The organism is Burkholderia sp. MR1-5-21, assembly GCF_053427715.1.
Genome location: NZ_JBSAXD010000024.1, coordinates 116,793 through 133,475, shown reverse-complemented (window position 1 = coordinate 133,475; position 16,683 = coordinate 116,793). Strand labels below are relative to the sequence as shown.

Annotated in this window: 10 protein-coding genes and 4 tRNA genes; all 14 read left to right on the top strand. The window is 62.0% G+C overall.

Annotated features, from left to right (window positions below; all coding sequences use genetic code 11):
* Window positions 1-584: 584 nt before the first annotated feature.
* Window positions 585-670: transfer RNA gene (locus ACV229_RS28545), tRNA-Tyr, on the top strand.
* A gap of 43 nt (window positions 671-713) precedes the next feature.
* A tRNA-Gly gene (locus ACV229_RS28540) sits at window positions 714-787 on the top strand.
* A 25-nt stretch (window positions 788-812) separates the two neighbouring features.
* Window positions 813-887 (top strand) — tRNA-Thr (locus ACV229_RS28535).
* Window positions 888-950: 63 nt separating this feature from the next.
* The gene (tuf, locus tag ACV229_RS28530; RefSeq protein ID WP_448086423.1) at window positions 951-2,141 is read left to right on the top strand and encodes an elongation factor Tu; all 1,191 of its coding nucleotides are present in this window, start codon (window positions 951-953) and stop codon (window positions 2,139-2,141) included.
* Between the two features lie 59 nt (window positions 2,142-2,200).
* Window positions 2,201-2,276, top strand: a tRNA-Trp gene (locus ACV229_RS28525).
* Window positions 2,277-2,319: 43 nt separating this feature from the next.
* Window positions 2,320-2,700 carry a preprotein translocase subunit SecE gene (gene secE / locus ACV229_RS28520; RefSeq protein WP_448086422.1) on the top strand — a complete coding sequence of 127 codons (381 nt, stop codon included), beginning with the start codon at window positions 2,320-2,322 and terminating at the stop codon, window positions 2,698-2,700.
* A gap of 1 nt (window position 2,701) precedes the next feature.
* Window positions 2,702-3,259 (top strand): transcription termination/antitermination protein NusG, encoded by a 558-nt coding sequence (gene nusG / locus ACV229_RS28515; RefSeq protein ID WP_006765424.1) that lies wholly within the window; start codon window positions 2,702-2,704, stop codon window positions 3,257-3,259.
* Between the two features lie 141 nt (window positions 3,260-3,400).
* Window positions 3,401-3,832, top strand: a complete 432-nt coding sequence (gene rplK / locus ACV229_RS28510; protein ID WP_006753591.1) for a 50S ribosomal protein L11 — start codon at window positions 3,401-3,403, stop codon at window positions 3,830-3,832.
* Window positions 3,833-4,531 carry a 50S ribosomal protein L1 gene (gene rplA / locus ACV229_RS28505; RefSeq protein ID WP_448086421.1) on the top strand — a complete coding sequence of 233 codons (699 nt, stop codon included), beginning with the start codon at window positions 3,833-3,835 and terminating at the stop codon, window positions 4,529-4,531.
* 297 nt (window positions 4,532-4,828) lie between these two features.
* Entirely contained in the window at window positions 4,829-5,326 is a 498-nt protein-coding gene (rplJ, locus tag ACV229_RS28500) for a 50S ribosomal protein L10 (RefSeq protein ID WP_448080877.1), read from the top strand.
* Window positions 5,327-5,398: 72 nt separating this feature from the next.
* Window positions 5,399-5,773 carry a 50S ribosomal protein L7/L12 gene (gene rplL, locus ACV229_RS28495; protein WP_448086420.1) on the top strand — a complete coding sequence of 125 codons (375 nt, stop codon included), beginning with the start codon at window positions 5,399-5,401 and terminating at the stop codon, window positions 5,771-5,773.
* A 378-nt stretch (window positions 5,774-6,151) separates the two neighbouring features.
* Window positions 6,152-10,258: a DNA-directed RNA polymerase subunit beta gene (gene rpoB, locus ACV229_RS28490; protein ID WP_448086419.1), complete on the top strand. Its 4,107-nt coding sequence runs from the start codon at window positions 6,152-6,154 to the stop codon at window positions 10,256-10,258.
* A gap of 21 nt (window positions 10,259-10,279) precedes the next feature.
* Complete coding sequence (gene rpoC / locus ACV229_RS28485) at window positions 10,280-14,536, top strand: DNA-directed RNA polymerase subunit beta' (RefSeq protein WP_448086418.1); 4,257 nt, start codon at window positions 10,280-10,282, stop codon at window positions 14,534-14,536.
* Between the two features lie 234 nt (window positions 14,537-14,770).
* Window positions 14,771-16,618, top strand: coding sequence for a DNA helicase RecQ (gene recQ, locus ACV229_RS28480; protein ID WP_448086417.1), 1,848 nt, complete (start codon window positions 14,771-14,773; stop codon window positions 16,616-16,618).
* Window positions 16,619-16,683 lie beyond the last annotated feature (65 nt).

The following is a 16,683-nucleotide window of genomic DNA, read 5'->3' as shown; positions in this document are numbered from 1 at the left end:
TACATAGACCGGTGTGGCGCGGTGATAGCCGTGAGCCGCGGCGGAATCACGATGCGTCTCGGCATCCGATACTCGAGAGTCGAGGCGAAACGACGAGTGCCTCCGCGTGGGCGGCCGGACGTTCCTGCAACGCGGCGGACTTCACTCCGCGGCCTTGGGCTGTAGCGGCGATAGGTCCGCCAACGTGCTGAGCCCGGGCCCTTGCCGCGTAGCCGGCGGACTGTTTTGACCACAGGGAAAGCTGTTCCGGGTGGGCAAAAAAATGGTCCGAACGCGTTCGGCACGAAATTTGCGGGTTTTTTGCGTGAACCCGCTTGGCTTTATCGCGCGAAGGCCGTATGATGGCGGTCTTCCAGTTTTTCGGCGCGGATTCAGGTTCGCGACGGGACGACCGGAATCTGACGAAGATGCGGGCATCAAGGCGCCAGGCATGACTTTCGTTGCTTGCGAGGGCGTTTCGCTCAGCGCGGCATCGACAAGAGGCTTGGGGCGCATCGGTCAGGTGCCAACGAAGAGAATGAAAATAATCTTCGCGATGTGCTTGACAACGATTCGATGTACCCCCATAATCGTCAGTTCTCTACGGAGGGGTGCCCGAGTGGCTAAAGGGGGCAGACTGTAAATCTGTTGGCTTACGCCTACGTTGGTTCGAATCCAACCTCCTCCACCAAGATATCAACGCAGAGAGCGGTAGGGAATCGTTAGTGGCCCGTGCGGGTGTAGCTCAATGGTAGAGCAGAAGCCTTCCAAGCTTACGACGAGGGTTCGATTCCCTTCACCCGCTCCAGTTCGTGCAGTTGAAGCGTGAAACCGCCCATGTGGCTCAGTGGTAGAGCACTCCCTTGGTAAGGGAGAGGTCGGCAGTTCGATCCTGCCCATGGGCACCAGCAGTATAGTCAGTGTCTGTTTGCGCGCGGCGCAACATGTGAAATTCCTTTTGGGAGTTGAAAATGGCCAAGGAAAAATTCGAGCGGACCAAGCCGCACGTGAACGTTGGTACGATTGGTCACGTTGACCACGGCAAGACGACGCTGACGGCAGCGATCACGACCGTGCTGACGAAGAAGTTCGGCGGCGAAGCGAAGGCGTACGACCAGATCGACGCAGCACCGGAAGAAAAGGCGCGCGGCATCACGATCAACACGGCACACGTCGAGTACGAAACGGCTAACCGCCACTACGCACACGTCGACTGCCCGGGCCACGCTGACTATGTGAAGAACATGATCACGGGTGCAGCGCAGATGGACGGCGCGATCCTGGTGTGCTCGGCAGCAGACGGCCCGATGCCGCAAACGCGTGAGCACATCCTGCTGGCGCGTCAGGTTGGCGTTCCGTACATCATCGTGTTCCTGAACAAGTGCGACATGGTGGACGACGCTGAACTGCTCGAGCTGGTCGAGATGGAAGTTCGCGAACTGCTGTCGAAGTACGACTTCCCGGGCGACGACACGCCGATCGTGAAGGGTTCGGCAAAGCTGGCGCTGGAAGGCGACACGGGCGAGCTGGGCGAAGTGGCGATCATGAACCTGGCCGACGCGCTGGACACGTACATCCCGACGCCGGAGCGCGCGGTTGACGGTGCGTTCCTGATGCCGGTGGAAGACGTGTTCTCGATCTCGGGTCGTGGCACGGTGGTGACGGGCCGCGTCGAGCGTGGCGTGGTCAAGGTTGGCGAGGAAATCGAAATCGTCGGTATCAAGCCGACGGTGAAGACGACCTGCACGGGCGTGGAAATGTTCCGCAAGCTGCTGGACCAAGGTCAGGCAGGCGACAACGTTGGTATCCTGCTGCGCGGCACGAAGCGTGAAGACGTGGAGCGTGGCCAGGTTCTGGCGAAGCCGGGTTCGATCACGCCGCACACGCACTTCACGGCTGAAGTGTACGTGCTGAGCAAGGACGAAGGCGGCCGTCACACGCCGTTCTTCAACAACTACCGTCCGCAGTTCTACTTCCGTACGACGGACGTGACGGGCTCGATCGAGCTGCCGAAGGACAAGGAAATGGTGATGCCGGGCGACAACGTGTCGATCACGGTGAAGCTGATTGCGCCGATCGCGATGGAAGAAGGTCTGCGCTTCGCAATCCGCGAAGGCGGCCGCACCGTCGGTGCTGGCGTCGTCGCCAAGATCATCGAGTAAGCCAGTTATTCGTTGATCGACAGTTTTGGGGCTGGCGCCAGCCAGTCCCAACATGGTCTAGGGGTATAGCTCAACTGGCAGAGCGTCGGTCTCCAAAACCGAAGGTTGGGGGTTCGATTCCCTCTGCCCCTGCCAAAAAATAGCCACGTGTCGAACGTGGCATTTGTTTTAAGGTGTTATGGCGAATCCATCCGTCGAAACTGTAAATACCTCCGGCGATAAGCTGATGCTGGCCCTGGGCGTATTGTTGGTCTTGGCCGGATTCGTGGGCTTCTTCTGGCTGGGCGGCCAGCAGTGGTATGTCCGCGGTGCCGCGTTGGCGGTAGGTTTGATCGCCGGCGTGGCCGTCGGGCTGATGTCCGCGCCTGGCAAGGGCTTGATTGCCTTTGCCAAGGATTCGTACAAGGAAGTCCGGAAGGTCGTTTGGCCCACCCGCAAGGAAGCAACGCAAACCACGCTCGTCGTGTTCGGTTTCGTGCTCGTGATGGCAATTTTCCTCTGGTTGAGCGACAAATCCATCGAGTGGGTGATTTTCTCGGCGATTCTGGGTTGGAAATGATATGAGCGATACTCCGGCATCCCCGAGCGGAAAACGTTGGTACGTGGTGCACGCCTACTCCGGTATGGAGAAGAGCGTGCAACGTGCGCTTCAGGAGCGCATCGAACGCGCCGGCATGCAGGACAAATTCGGTCAGATCCTGGTTCCGACCGAAGAAGTGGTCGAAGTCAAGGGTGGCCACAAGGCAGTGACGGAGCGTCGTTTCTTCCCCGGCTACGTGCTGGTGGAAATGGAAATGACGGACGAAACGTGGCACCTCGTGAAGAACACCGCGAAGGTCACCGGTTTCGTCGGCGGTGCGCGTAACCGCCCGACGCCGATTTCCCCCAAGGAAGTCGAGAAGATCATGTCGCAGATGCAGGAAGGCGTCGAGAAACCGCGCCCCAAGACCCTGTTCGAAGTCGGCGAGATGGTGCGGGTCAAGGAAGGCCCGTTCACGGACTTCAACGGCACCGTCGAAGAAGTGAACTACGAAAAGTCGCGTGTGCGTGTGTCGGTCACCATCTTCGGTCGCGCAACCCCGGTCGAGCTCGAATTCGGCCAGGTCGAAAAAGTTTGATCCCGATTCGGTGGGCAGCCTCGGCTGCCCACCTTCGCGCTTACGGCCCGCGTCATGGCTGTTGAGGAGCGTCAGTAGCCGATCGGCGAACGCGCGTTATCACTCACCGAACGCCGCTTGGCGTTCCAACGAGGTTTTCAAATGGCAAAGAAGATTGTCGGCTTTATCAAGCTGCAGATCCCTGCAGGTAAAGCCAACCCGTCGCCGCCGGTCGGTCCGGCACTGGGCCAGCGCGGCCTGAACATCATGGAGTTCTGCAAGGCGTTCAACGCGCAGACTCAAGGTATGGAGCCGGGTCTGCCGGTGCCGGTGGTCATCACGGCATTCGCTGACAAGAGCTTCACGTTCGTGATGAAGACGCCGCCGGCGACCGTCCTGATCAAGAAGGCGGCGAAGGTGGACAAGGGCTCGAGCAAGCCGCACACCGACAAGGTCGGTTCGATCACGCGCGCTCAAGCCGAAGAAATCGCGAAGACCAAGATGCCGGACCTTACGGCAGCTGATCTGGACGCAGCCGTTCGCACCATCGCTGGTAGCGCACGCTCGATGGGCATCACTGTGGAGGGCGTGTAAATGGCTAAGATCTCCAAGCGCCGTCAGGCATTCGCCGCCAAGGTCGACCGTCAGAAGCTGTACGCGATCGAAGACGCACTCGCACTTGTGAAGGAATGCGCGAGCGCGAAGTTCGACGAGTCGATCGACGTTGCTGTTCAGCTCGGCATCGATGCGAAGAAGTCGGACCAAGTCGTTCGTGGCTCGGTCGTTCTGCCGGCAGGTACGGGCAAGTCGGTTCGCGTTGCCGTGTTCGCGCAAGGCGAGAAGGCCGAGCAAGCACGTGCAGCAGGCGCGGAAATCGTCGGTATGGAAGACCTGGCTGAGCAGATCAAGGCTGGCCAGATGGACTTCGACATCGTGATCGCTTCGCCGGACACGATGCGTATCGTCGGTACGCTGGGTCAGATCCTCGGCCCGCGCGGCCTGATGCCGAACCCGAAGGTCGGCACCGTGACGCCGGACGTCGCGACCGCCGTCAAGAACGCGAAGGCTGGTCAGGTCCAGTTCCGCGTCGACAAGGCCGGTATCATCCACGCGACGATCGGCCGTGCATCGTTCGAGCCGACCGCGCTGCGCACCAACCTGTCGGCGCTGATCGAAGCGCTGCAGAAGGCGAAGCCGGCAACGAGCAAGGGCGTGTACCTGCGCAAGATCGCACTGTCGAGCACGATGGGCGTCGGCGTGCGTGTCGACCAGGCTACGCTGGCCGCGCAGTAAGCAAGAAATCCAGGCCGCTTCGTGACCGAAGCGGCCTTAAAGGGCTTTGGGCGGTTGTCCGTGCAGTTTCGGTGGACAACCGGTTATCAAAGACCGTTGGTGGGAGCGTCGCAGTCAGGCAATCCCTTAATGCAAGCCAACGCAGATGGCGAACCCGAAAAAGTTTTGCAGTGGTGAAGCCGCGGGCCGTGGAGCGATTCTCGGACCGAGGTGGAAATACTCCTAACGAGTCGGACGCCGTTGTTGAACGAGGTACGCGAGGCTTTACGCCAAACGTATCGTTTCTGGAGGCTAACCGTGCCGCTTAATAGAGAAGACAAGCAAGCCGTCGTCGCTGAGGTTGCCGCGCAAGTCGCGAAGGCCCAGACCGTTGTGCTGGCTGAGTATCGTGGAATTGCGGTTGGCGATCTGACCAAGCTGCGCGCGCAAGCGCGTGAGCAACAGGTTTACCTGCGCGTGTTGAAGAACACGCTGGCGCGTCGCGCCGTCGAAGGTACGCCGTTTGCTCCGCTGGCAGAGCAGATGACTGGCCCCCTGATCTACGGCATCTCGGAAGATGCAATTGCTGCTGCTAAGGTCGTCAACGACTTCAGCAAGAGCAATGACAAGTTGGTCATCAAGGCTGGTTCGTTCGATGGCAAGGTGATGGACAAGGCTGGCGTGCAAGCGCTGGCAAGCATCCCGAGCCGCGAAGAACTGCTCTCGAAGCTGCTGTTCGTTATGCAAGCGCCTGTTTCCGGCTTTGCGCGCGCTCTGGCCGCGCTCGCCGAGAAGAAGCAAGCCGAAGCTGCGTAATTACTACGCGCGAACGCATATCAGCGTAACTGATCGCTGGCTGTATCCGAATTCAATTTAGGAGTATTTCAAATGGCAATCGCAAAAGAAGACATCCTGGCCGCAGTCGAAGGGATGACCGTCCTGGAACTGAACGAGCTGGTCAAGGCGTTCGAAGAGAAGTTTGGCGTGTCGGCAGCTGCTGTTGCAGTCGCTGGCCCGGCAGGCGGCGGCGCTGCTGCTGCTGTTGAAGAGAAGACCGAATTCACGGTCGTTCTGACTGAAGCAGGCGGCAACAAGGTTGCAGTCATCAAGGCAGTTCGCGAACTGACGGGCCTGGGCCTGAAGGAAGCGAAGGACCTGGTTGACGGTGCACCGAAGCCTGTCAAGGAAGGCGTCGACAAGGCGGCTTCTGAAGAAGCCAAGAAGAAGCTCGAAGACGCAGGCGCGAAGGTCGAAATCAAGTAAGTTCCGACGCGCTGTGCGAAGGCTGGCGGTTTTTCCACCGCCGGCCTTTTTGTGCTTTGTGGGGACGTTATTCTGGCACTCTTTCGGGATGCCGAATCAACGCCCCCAGAAGCCAAAGATGACCGCCTAATCGTCGTGATTGCGTTGCGATTGGCGTTTCTCTTTGTCTTCTGAAGCGACTGCAGAAGGCAAGTTTGGTCGGGTAGCGGGCAACACAGGCATCCGCTGCCGTCAGCCAGCGGTTGGTAGCGGCCAACCACCAAGCTTCTCGGCTCGTTCAAGCCGTCGGACGGCCATCGGGTCTCAGTCGGTGAACACTCGGGTTTGACACGTCCAGGTATTCCGCCTCGATAGCACCCGCCGTGATTCGGAGATCGTATGCAATATTCCTTCACCGAGAAGAAGCGCATTCGCAAGAGTTTCGCGAAGCGCCCCATCGTTCACCAAGTTCCATTCCTGCTGGCCACCCAGCTTGAATCATTCAGCACGTTTCTGCAAGCCGATGTTCTGACGGCGCAACGCAAGCCTGAAGGTTTGCAGGCCGCTTTCACATCGGTATTTCCCATTGTTTCGCACAATGGTTTTGCGCGTCTCGAGTTCGTGAGCTACGCGCTGTCCTCGCCGGCGTTCAACATCAAGGAATGCCAACAGCGGGGCCTGACCTATTGCTCCGCGCTGCGCGCGAAGGTGCGCCTCGTCATCCTCGACAAGGAATCGCCGAACAAGCCGGTCGTCAAGGAAGTGAAGGAGCAGGAAGTGTACATGGGCGAAATTCCGCTCATGACGCCGACGGGCTCGTTCGTCATCAACGGCACCGAGCGTGTGATCGTCTCGCAGCTGCACCGTTCGCCGGGCGTGTTCTTCGAGCACGACAAGGGCAAGACGCACAGCTCGGGCAAGCTGCTGTTCTCGGCACGGATCATTCCGTACCGCGGCTCGTGGCTCGACTTCGAATTCGATCCGAAGGACATCCTGTACTTCCGCGTCGACCGTCGCCGCAAGATGCCGGTCACGATCCTGCTGAAGGCGATCGGCCTCACGCCGGAACAGATCCTCGCGAACTTCTTCGTGTTCGACAACTTCACGCTGATGGGCGAAGGCGCGCAACTCGAGTTCGTGCCGGAGCGTCTGCGTGGCGAAGTCGCGCGTTTCGACATCACGGATCGCGACGGCAAGGTCATCGTCCAGAAGGACAAGCGGATCAACGCGAAGCACATCCGTGACCTCGAAGCCGCGAAGACCAAGTTCATCTCGGTGCCGGAAGACTATCTGCTCGGCCGCGTGCTGGCGAAGAACGTCGTCGACGGCGATACGGGCGAAGTGATCGCGAACGCGAACGACGAGATCACGGAAAGCGTGCTCGACAAGCTGCGCGAAGCGGACATCAAGGACATCCAGACGCTCTACACGAACGATCTGGACCAGGGTCCGTACATTTCGTCGACGCTCCGTGTCGACGAAACGGCCGACAGAACGGCCGCGCGCATCGCGATCTACCGCATGATGCGTCCGGGCGAGCCGCCGACCGAAGAAGCGGTCGAGGCGCTGTTCAACCGTCTGTTCTACAGCGAAGAAGCGTACGACCTGTCGAAGGTCGGCCGCATGAAGTTCAACCGCCGCGTCGGCCGTGACGAGATCACCGGCCCGATGACGCTGCAGGACGACGACATCCTCGCGACGATCAAGATCCTGGTCGAACTGCGCAACGGCAAGGGCGAAGTCGACGACATCGACCACCTCGGCAACCGCCGCGTGCGTTGCGTCGGCGAACTGGCGGAAAACCAGTTCCGCGCGGGCCTCGTGCGCGTCGAGCGCGCGGTCAAGGAACGCCTCGGCCAGGCCGAGAGCGAAAACCTGATGCCGCACGACCTGATCAACTCGAAGCCGATTTCGTCGGCGATTCGCGAGTTCTTCGGTTCGTCGCAGCTGTCGCAGTTCATGGACCAGACCAACCCGCTGTCGGAAATCACGCACAAGCGCCGTGTTTCCGCACTGGGCCCGGGCGGTCTGACGCGCGAGCGCGCAGGCTTCGAAGTCCGTGACGTGCACCCGACCCACTATGGCCGCGTGTGCCCGATCGAAACGCCGGAAGGTCCGAACATCGGTCTGATCAACTCGCTCGCACTGTATGCGCACCTGAACGAGTACGGCTTCCTCGAGACGCCGTACCGCAAGGTCGTGGACAGCAAGGTGACCGACCAGATCGACTACCTGTCGGCGATCGAGGAAGGCCGCTACATGATCGCGCAGGCGAACGCCGCGATCGACGAGAACGGCACGCTGATCGACGAACTCGTGTCGTCGCGTGAAGCCGGCGAAACGATGATGGTCACGCCGGACCGCATCCAGTACATGGACGTCGCGCCGTCGCAGATCGTGTCGGTTGCAGCCTCGCTGATTCCGTTCCTCGAGCACGATGACGCGAACCGTGCACTGATGGGCTCGAACATGCAGCGTCAGGCCGTGCCGTGTCTGCGTCCGGAGAAGCCGGTCGTCGGTACGGGTATCGAGCGCACCTGCGCGGTCGACTCGGGCACGACGGTCCAGGCGTTCCGCGGCGGCGTCGTCGACTATGTCGACGCAGGCCGTATCGTGATTCGCGTGAACGACGACGAAGCGGTCGCAGGTGAAGTCGGTGTCGACATCTACAACCTGATCAAGTACACGCGTTCGAACCAGAACACGAACATCAACCAGCGTCCGATCGTGAAGATGGGCGACAAGGTCTCGCGCGGCGACGTGCTGGCCGACGGCGCCTCGACGGACCTGGGCGAGCTCGCGCTCGGCCAGAACATGCTGATCGCGTTCATGCCGTGGAACGGCTACAACTTCGAGGATTCGATCCTGATCTCGGAGAAGGTCGTGGCCGACGATCGCTACACGTCGATCCACATCGAAGAGCTGAACGTCGTTGCACGCGACACGAAGCTCGGGCCGGAAGAAATCACGCGCGACATCTCGAACCTGGCGGAAGTCCAGCTCGGCCGTCTCGACGAATCGGGCATCGTGTACATCGGTGCGGAAGTCGAAGCGGGCGACGTGCTGGTCGGCAAGGTGACGCCGAAGGGCGAAACCCAGCTGACGCCGGAAGAGAAGCTGCTGCGCGCGATCTTCGGCGAGAAGGCGTCGGACGTGAAGGACACGTCGCTGCGCGTGCCGTCGGGCATGAGCGGCACCGTGATCGACGTCCAGGTCTTCACGCGTGAAGGCATCCAGCGCGACAAGCGTGCGCAGCAGATCATCGACGACGAACTGAAGCGCTACCGTCTGGACCTGAACGACCAGCTGCGTATCGTGGAAGGCGACGCGTTCCAGCGTCTCGCGCGCATGCTCGTGGGCAAGGTCGCGAACGGCGGTCCGAAGAAGCTCGCGAAGGGCACGAAGATCGACCAGGCATACCTGGAAGACCTCGACCACTACCACTGGTTCGACATCCGCCTCGCGGACGACGAAGCGGCGGTGCAGCTCGAAGCGATCAAGAACTCGATCGAAGAGAAGCGCCACCAGTTCGACCTCGCGTTCGAAGAGAAGCGCAAGAAGCTCACGCAAGGCGACGAGCTGCCGCCGGGCGTGCTGAAGATGGTCAAGGTGTACCTCGCGGTCAAGCGCCGACTGCAGCCTGGCGACAAGATGGCAGGCCGTCACGGTAACAAGGGTGTCGTGTCGAAGATCGTTCCGGTCGAAGACATGCCGTACATGGCCGACGGCCGTCCGGCAGACGTCGTGCTGAACCCGCTCGGCGTGCCGTCGCGGATGAACGTGGGTCAGGTTCTGGAAGTGCACCTCGGCTGGGCCGCGAAGGGCCTCGGCTGGCGTATCGGCGAAATGCTGCAGCGTCAGGCGAAGATCGAGGAACTGCGTGTCTTCCTGACGAAGATCTACAACGAGTCGGGCCGCGTGGAAGATCTGGAAAGCTTCAGCGACGACGAGATCCTCGAACTCGCGAAGAACCTGCGCGAAGGCGTGCCGTTCGCGACACCGGTGTTCGACGGTGCGACCGAGGAAGAAATGGCCAAGATGCTCGACCTGGCATTCCCGGACGAGATCGCGGAACAACTCGGCATGAACCCGTCGAAGAACCAGGTCCGCCTGTACGACGGCCGCACCGGCGAAATGTTCGAACGTCGCGTGACGCTCGGCTACATGCACTACCTGAAGCTGCACCACTTGGTCGACGACAAGATGCACGCGCGTTCGACGGGCCCGTACTCGCTCGTCACGCAGCAGCCGCTGGGTGGTAAGGCGCAGTTCGGTGGCCAGCGTTTCGGTGAAATGGAAGTGTGGGCACTCGAAGCGTACGGCGCGTCCTACGTGCTGCAGGAAATGCTGACGGTGAAGTCGGACGACGTGAACGGCCGGACCAAGGTGTACGAAAACCTGGTCAAGGGCGATCACGTGATCGATGCAGGCATGCCGGAATCCTTCAACGTGCTCGTGAAGGAAATCCGCTCGCTCGGTATCGACATCGATCTCGACCGCAATTAATCGGACTACGGAGAGAAAGCAATGAAAGCTCTGCTCGATCTATTCAAGCAAGTCCAACAGGAAGAAGTTTTCGACGCGATCAAGATCGGTCTGGCCTCGCCGGACAAGATCCGTTCGTGGTCGTTCGGCGAAGTGAAGAAGCCGGAGACCATCAACTACCGTACGTTCAAGCCGGAACGCGATGGTCTCTTCTGCGCGAAGATCTTCGGGCCGATCAAGGACTACGAGTGCCTGTGCGGCAAGTACAAGCGCCTGAAGCACCGCGGCGTGATCTGCGAGAAGTGCGGCGTCGAAGTGACGCTCGCGAAGGTGCGTCGCGAACGCATGGGCCACATCGAACTGGCCTCGCCGGTCGCGCACATCTGGTTCCTGAAGTCGCTGCCGTCGCGTCTGGGCATGGTGCTCGACATGACGCTGCGCGACATCGAGCGCGTGCTGTACTTCGAAGCGTACGTGGTGATCGAACCGGGCATGACGCCGCTGAAGGCGCGGCAGATCATGACCGAAGAGGATTACTACAACAAGGTCGAGGAATACGGCGACGAATTCCGTGCCGAGATGGGCGCGGAAGGCGTGCGTGAACTGCTGCGCGCGATCAACATCGACGAGCAGGTCGAGACGCTGCGCACCGAGCTGAAGAACACCGGCTCGGAAGCGAAGATCAAGAAGTACGCGAAGCGCCTGAAGGTCCTCGAGGCATTCCAGCGCTCGGGCATCAAGCCCGAGTGGATGATCCTCGAAGTGCTGCCGGTGCTGCCGCCGGAACTGCGTCCGCTCGTGCCGCTGGACGGCGGCCGTTTCGCGACGTCGGACCTGAACGACCTGTATCGCCGCGTGATCAACCGTAACAACCGGTTGAAGCGTCTGCTCGAGCTGAAGGCGCCGGAAATCATCGTCCGCAACGAAAAGCGGATGCTGCAGGAAGCTGTCGACTCGCTGCTCGACAACGGTCGTCGCGGCAAGGCGATGACGGGCGCGAACAAGCGTCCGCTGAAGTCGCTCGCCGACATGATCAAGGGCAAGGGCGGCCGCTTCCGTCAGAACTTGCTCGGTAAGCGTGTCGACTACTCGGGCCGGTCGGTGATCGTGGTCGGCCCGACGCTGAAGCTGCACCAGTGCGGTCTGCCGAAGCTGATGGCGCTCGAGCTGTTCAAGCCGTTCATCTTCAACAAGCTGGAAGTGATGGGCGTCGCGACGACCATCAAGGCTGCGAAGAAGGAAGTCGAGAACCAGACGCCGGTCGTGTGGGACATCCTGGAAGAGGTGATCCGCGAGCACCCGGTGATGCTGAACCGTGCGCCGACGCTGCACCGTCTCGGTATCCAGGCGTTCGAGCCCGTGCTGATCGAAGGCAAGGCGATCCAGCTGCACCCGCTCGTTTGCGCGGCGTTCAACGCCGACTTCGACGGTGACCAGATGGCCGTTCACGTGCCGCTGTCGCTCGAAGCGCAGATGGAAGCGCGCACGCTGATGCTCGCGTCGAACAACGTGCTGTTCCCGGCCAACGGCGATCCGTCGATCGTGCCGTCGCAGGATATCGTGCTGGGTCTGTACTACGCGACCCGCGAAGCGATCAACGCAAAGGGCGAAGGTCTGTCGTTCACCGGCGTGTCGGAAGTGCTCCGTGCGTACGAGAACAAGGAAGTCGAGCTGGCGTCGCGCGTCAACGTGCGGATCACCGAAATGGTCCGCAACGAGGACACGTCGGAAGGCGCGCCGGAATTCGTGCCGAAGATCTCGCTGTACGCGACGACTGTCGGCCGCGCGATCCTGTCGGAAATCCTGCCGCACGGCCTGCCGTTCTCGGTGCTGAACAAGCCGCTGAAGAAGAAGGAAATCTCGCGCCTGATCAACACGGCGTTCCGCAAGTGCGGCCTGCGCGCGACGGTGGTGTTTGCCGACCAGCTGATGCAGTCGGGTTTCCGTCTCGCGACGCGCGCCGGCATCTCGATCTGCGTGGACGACATGCTCGTGCCGCCGCAGAAGGAAACGATCGTCGGCGACGCCGCGAAGAAGGTGAAGGAGTACGACCGCCAGTACATGTCGGGTCTCGTCACCGCGCAGGAACGCTACAACAACGTGGTCGACATCTGGTCGGCGACGTCGGAAGCGGTCGGCAAGGCGATGATGGAGCAGCTGTCGACGGAGCCGGTGACGGACCGCGACGGCAACGAGACGCGCCAGGAATCGTTCAACTCGATCTACATGATGGCCGACTCGGGCGCCCGGGGTTCGGCGGTGCAGATTCGTCAGCTGGCCGGTATGCGCGGCCTGATGGCGAAGCCGGACGGCTCGATTATCGAGACGCCGATTACCGCGAACTTCCGCGAAGGCCTGAACGTGTTGCAGTACTTCATCTCGACCCACGGTGCACGTAAGGGTCTGGCTGATACGGCACTGAAGACCGCGAACTCGGGTTACCTGACGCGTCGTCTCGTCGACGTGACGCAGGATCTGGTCGTGGTCGAGGACGATTGCGGCACGAGCAACGGCGTTGCGATGAAGGCCCTCGTGGAAGGCGGTGAAGTCGTCGAAGCGCTGCGCGACCGTATCCTCGGCCGCGTCGCGGTGGCGGACGTCGTGAATCCGGAAACGCAGGAAACGCTGTACGAATCGGGCACGCTGCTCGACGAAACCGCGGTCGAAGACATCGAACGCCTCGGCATCGACGAAGTGCGCGTGCGCACGCCGCTGACCTGCGAAACGCGTTACGGCCTGTGTGCGGCTTGCTACGGCCGTGACCTCGGCCGCGGCTCGCTCGTGAACGTCGGCGAAGCGGTTGGCGTGATCGCCGCGCAGTCGATCGGCGAACCGGGCACGCAGCTGACGATGCGTACGTTCCACATCGGTGGTGCGGCATCGCGTGCGGCAGTGGCGTCGTCGGTCGAAGCGAAGAGCAACGGTATCGTGCGCTTCACGTCGACGATGCGTTACGTCACCAACGCGAAGGGCGAGCAGATCGTCATTTCCCGTTCGGGCGAGGCGATGATCACCGACGACTTCGGTCGCGAGCGCGAGCGTCACAAAGTGCCGTACGGCGCGACCCTGCTGCAGCTCGACGGCGTAACCGTCAAGGCCGGTACGCAGCTCGCCACGTGGGATCCGCTGACGCGCCCGATCATCACCGAGTACGGCGGTACGGTGAAGTTCGAGAACGTCGAGGAAGGCGTGACGGTCGCGAAGCAGATCGACGACGTGACCGGCCTGTCGACGCTCGTCGTGATCGACGTGAAGCGTCGCGGTTCGCAGGCGTCGAAGAGCGTGCGTCCGCAGGTGAAGCTGCTCGACGCGAACGGCGAGGAAGTGAAGATCCCGGGCACGGAACACGCGGTGCAGATCGGCTTCCAGGTCGGCGCGCTGATCACCGTGAAGGACGGCCAGCAGGTGCAGGTGGGTGAAGTGCTCGCACGTATCCCGACCGAAGCGCAGAAGACGCGTGACATTACCGGCGGTCTGCCGCGGGTGGCGGAACTGTTCGAAGCGCGTTCGCCGAAGGATGCGGGCATTCTCGCGGAAGTCACCGGCACGACGTCGTTCGGCAAGGACACGAAGGGCAAGCAGCGTCTCGTCATCACGGATCTCGAGGGCAACCAGCACGAGTTCCTGATCGCGAAGGAAAAGCAGGTGCTGGTCCACGATGCTCAGGTCGTCAACAAGGGCGAAATGATCGTGGACGGCCCGGCCGATCCGCACGACATCCTGCGTCTGCAGGGTATCGAGGCGCTGTCGCGCTACATCGTCGACGAAGTGCAGGACGTGTATCGTCTGCAGGGCGTGAAGATCAACGACAAGCACATCGAGGTGATCGTTCGCCAGATGCTGCGTCGTGTGCAGATCACCGACAACGGCGATACGCGCTTCATCCCGGGCGAACAGGTCGAGCGTTCCGACATGCTGGACGAGAACGATCGCATGATCGCCGAGGACAAGCGTCCGGCGTCGTACGACAACGTGCTCCTCGGTATCACGAAGGCGTCGCTGTCGACCGACTCGTTCATCTCCGCGGCATCGTTCCAGGAAACGACCCGCGTGCTGACCGAAGCGGCGATCATGGGCAAGCGCGACGATCTGCGTGGCCTGAAGGAAAACGTGATCGTCGGCCGTCTGATTCCGGCCGGTACGGGTCTCGCGTTCCACAAGGCGCGCAAGGCGAAGGAATCGTCGGATCGCGAGCGTTTCGACCAGATCGCAGCGGAAGAGGCGTTCGATTTCGGCACGCCGAGCACGCCTGCTACGCCTGCTGCGGAAGAGCCGCAACAACACCCGGCAGCCGAGTAAGCGCGGGCGGCGCGAGCCGCCTCGCTACGCTGTCGCTGAAACCGCCCAGTTTCGACTGGGCGGTTTTTTTTATTGAACCATCGTTCACGCGCATGACGGGTTTGCGCTGGCTGCAGCCCCGTCATGCGCGCGAACGGACCCTGTCCGGATGGCCAACGTTGCACGATTCGCCGCGCGACTGGCGAGCGGGTTGTTAAAATCCGGGTCATCGTTTTGCCGTCCTCGTTCTCATTCATGTCCCGCGCCCTCGAAATCCTCGACGAAGTATTCGGTTATTCCGCGTTTCGCGGCCAGCAGGGCGAAATCGTCGAGCACGTCGCCGGCGGCGGCGATTGCCTCGTGCTGATGCCGACGGGCGGCGGCAAGTCGCTGTGCTACCAGATCCCCGCGCTGCTGCGGCGCGAGGCCGGGCACGGCGCCGGCATCGTCGTGTCGCCGCTGATCGCGCTGATGCAGGACCAGGTCGCCGCGCTGTCCGAAGTCGGCGTGCGTGCGGCCTACCTGAATTCGACGCTGTCCGGCGCGGAGGCGGCCGCGACCGAACGCGCGCTGCGCGAGGGCGAGATCGACCTGCTGTACGTCGCGCCCGAGCGGCTGATGACCGGGCGCTTTCTCGACCTGCTCGAGCGCGCGAAGATCGGGCTGTTCGCGATCGACGAAGCGCATTGCGTGTCGCAATGGGGGCACGATTTCCGTCCGGAATACATCCAGTTGTCGGTGCTGCACGAGCGCTTCCCGTCGGTGCCGCGCATTGCGCTGACGGCGACCGCCGATGCGATCACGCGCGACGAGATCGTCCATCGTCTCGCGCTCGACGACGCGCGCGTGTTCGTGTCGAGCTTCGACCGGCCGAACATCCGCTACCGGATCGTCGAGAAGGACAACGCGCGCGCGCAGTTGCTCGACTTCATCCGCGCCGAGCACACGAACGCGGATGGCACCACCGACGCGGGTGTCGTGTACTGCCTGTCGCGCCGCAAGGTCGAGGAAACGGCCGAATGGCTGAAGGCGCAGGGCGTGCGTGCGCTGCCGTATCACGCAGGGATGGAGTTCGAGGTGCGGCAGAAGCACCAGGAAATGTTCCAGCGCGAAGAAGGCATCGTGATGTGCGCGACGATCGCGTTCGGCATGGGGATCGACAAGCCGGACGTGCGCTTCGTCGCGCACCTCGACTTGCCGAAGAGCGTCGAGGGCTATTACCAGGAAACGGGCCGCGCAGGCCGCGACGGGATGCCAGCGAATGCATGGATGGCGTACGGCCTCGGCGACGTCGTCCAGCAGCGCAAGATGATCGACGAGTCCGATGCGGACGACGCGCACAAGCGTGTGCAGACGTCGAAGCTCGATGCGCTGCTCGGCCTGTGCGAGACGATCTCGTGCCGCCGCGTGCGCCTGCTGAATTATTTCGGCGAGGCGAGCCAGCCGTGCGGCAACTGCGATACCTGTCTCGAGCCGCCCGATTCGTGGGACGCGACGCGTGAGGCGCAGATGGCGCTGTCGTGCGTGTTCCGCGCGCAGCGCGCGAGCGGCTTCAACTTCGGCGCCAGCCACCTGATCGAAATCCTGCGCGGAAGCCGCAACGAGAAGATCCTGCAACGCGGTCACGATACGCTCAGCACGTTCGGCATCGGCGCGTCGCTGTCCGAGCCGGAATGGCGGACGATCTTCCGGCAGCTCGTCGCATACGGCTATCTGGCTGTCGATCACGGGGGCTTCGGCGCGCTCGTGCTGACCGAGGCCGCGAAGCCGGTGCTGAAGGGTGGCGAGAAGGTCACGCTGCGGCGCTACGTGAAGCCGCAGCGCACGCGCCAGTCGTCGAGCCGCAGCGGCACACGGGTCGATCCGACCGCCGGCATGGGCACGCGCGAACGCGCGCGCTGGGACGCGCTGCGTGCGTGGCGCGCGGAGACGGCCAAATCCGACGGCGTGCCGGCCTACGTGATCTTCCACGATGCGACCCTCGCTGAGATCGCGCGCAACGCGCCGGAGACGATCGACGATCTGCGCCACATTCCGGGAATGGGCATCCGCAAGCTCGAGCGCTTCGGCGACGAGATCATCGACGTCGTCGAATCCGCCTGACCGCCGCATCCCGACCCGCCTTCCGTGCGTGCCGCCAAGCCGGAAAATCACGCAACCCGTTGACT

Excerpts from the sequence above, each read along its gene's own strand:
- rplA (WP_448086421.1), top strand. The coding sequence starts at position 3,833 with ATGGCTAAGATCTCCAAGCGCCGTCAGGCATTCGCCGCCAAGGTCGAC.
- rplL (WP_448086420.1), top strand. The coding sequence starts at position 5,399 with ATGGCAATCGCAAAAGAAGACATCCTGGCCGCAGTCGAAGGGATGACC.
- recQ (WP_448086417.1), top strand. The coding sequence starts at position 14,771 with ATGTCCCGCGCCCTCGAAATCCTCGACGAAGTATTCGGTTATTCCGCG.
- secE (WP_448086422.1), top strand. The coding sequence starts at position 2,320 with ATGGCGAATCCATCCGTCGAAACTGTAAATACCTCCGGCGATAAGCTG.
- tuf (WP_448086423.1), top strand. The coding sequence starts at position 951 with ATGGCCAAGGAAAAATTCGAGCGGACCAAGCCGCACGTGAACGTTGGT.
- rpoC (WP_448086418.1), top strand. The coding sequence starts at position 10,280 with ATGAAAGCTCTGCTCGATCTATTCAAGCAAGTCCAACAGGAAGAAGTT.
- nusG (WP_006765424.1), top strand. The coding sequence starts at position 2,702 with ATGAGCGATACTCCGGCATCCCCGAGCGGAAAACGTTGGTACGTGGTG.
- rpoB (WP_448086419.1), top strand. The coding sequence starts at position 6,152 with ATGCAATATTCCTTCACCGAGAAGAAGCGCATTCGCAAGAGTTTCGCG.
- rplK (WP_006753591.1), top strand. The coding sequence starts at position 3,401 with ATGGCAAAGAAGATTGTCGGCTTTATCAAGCTGCAGATCCCTGCAGGT.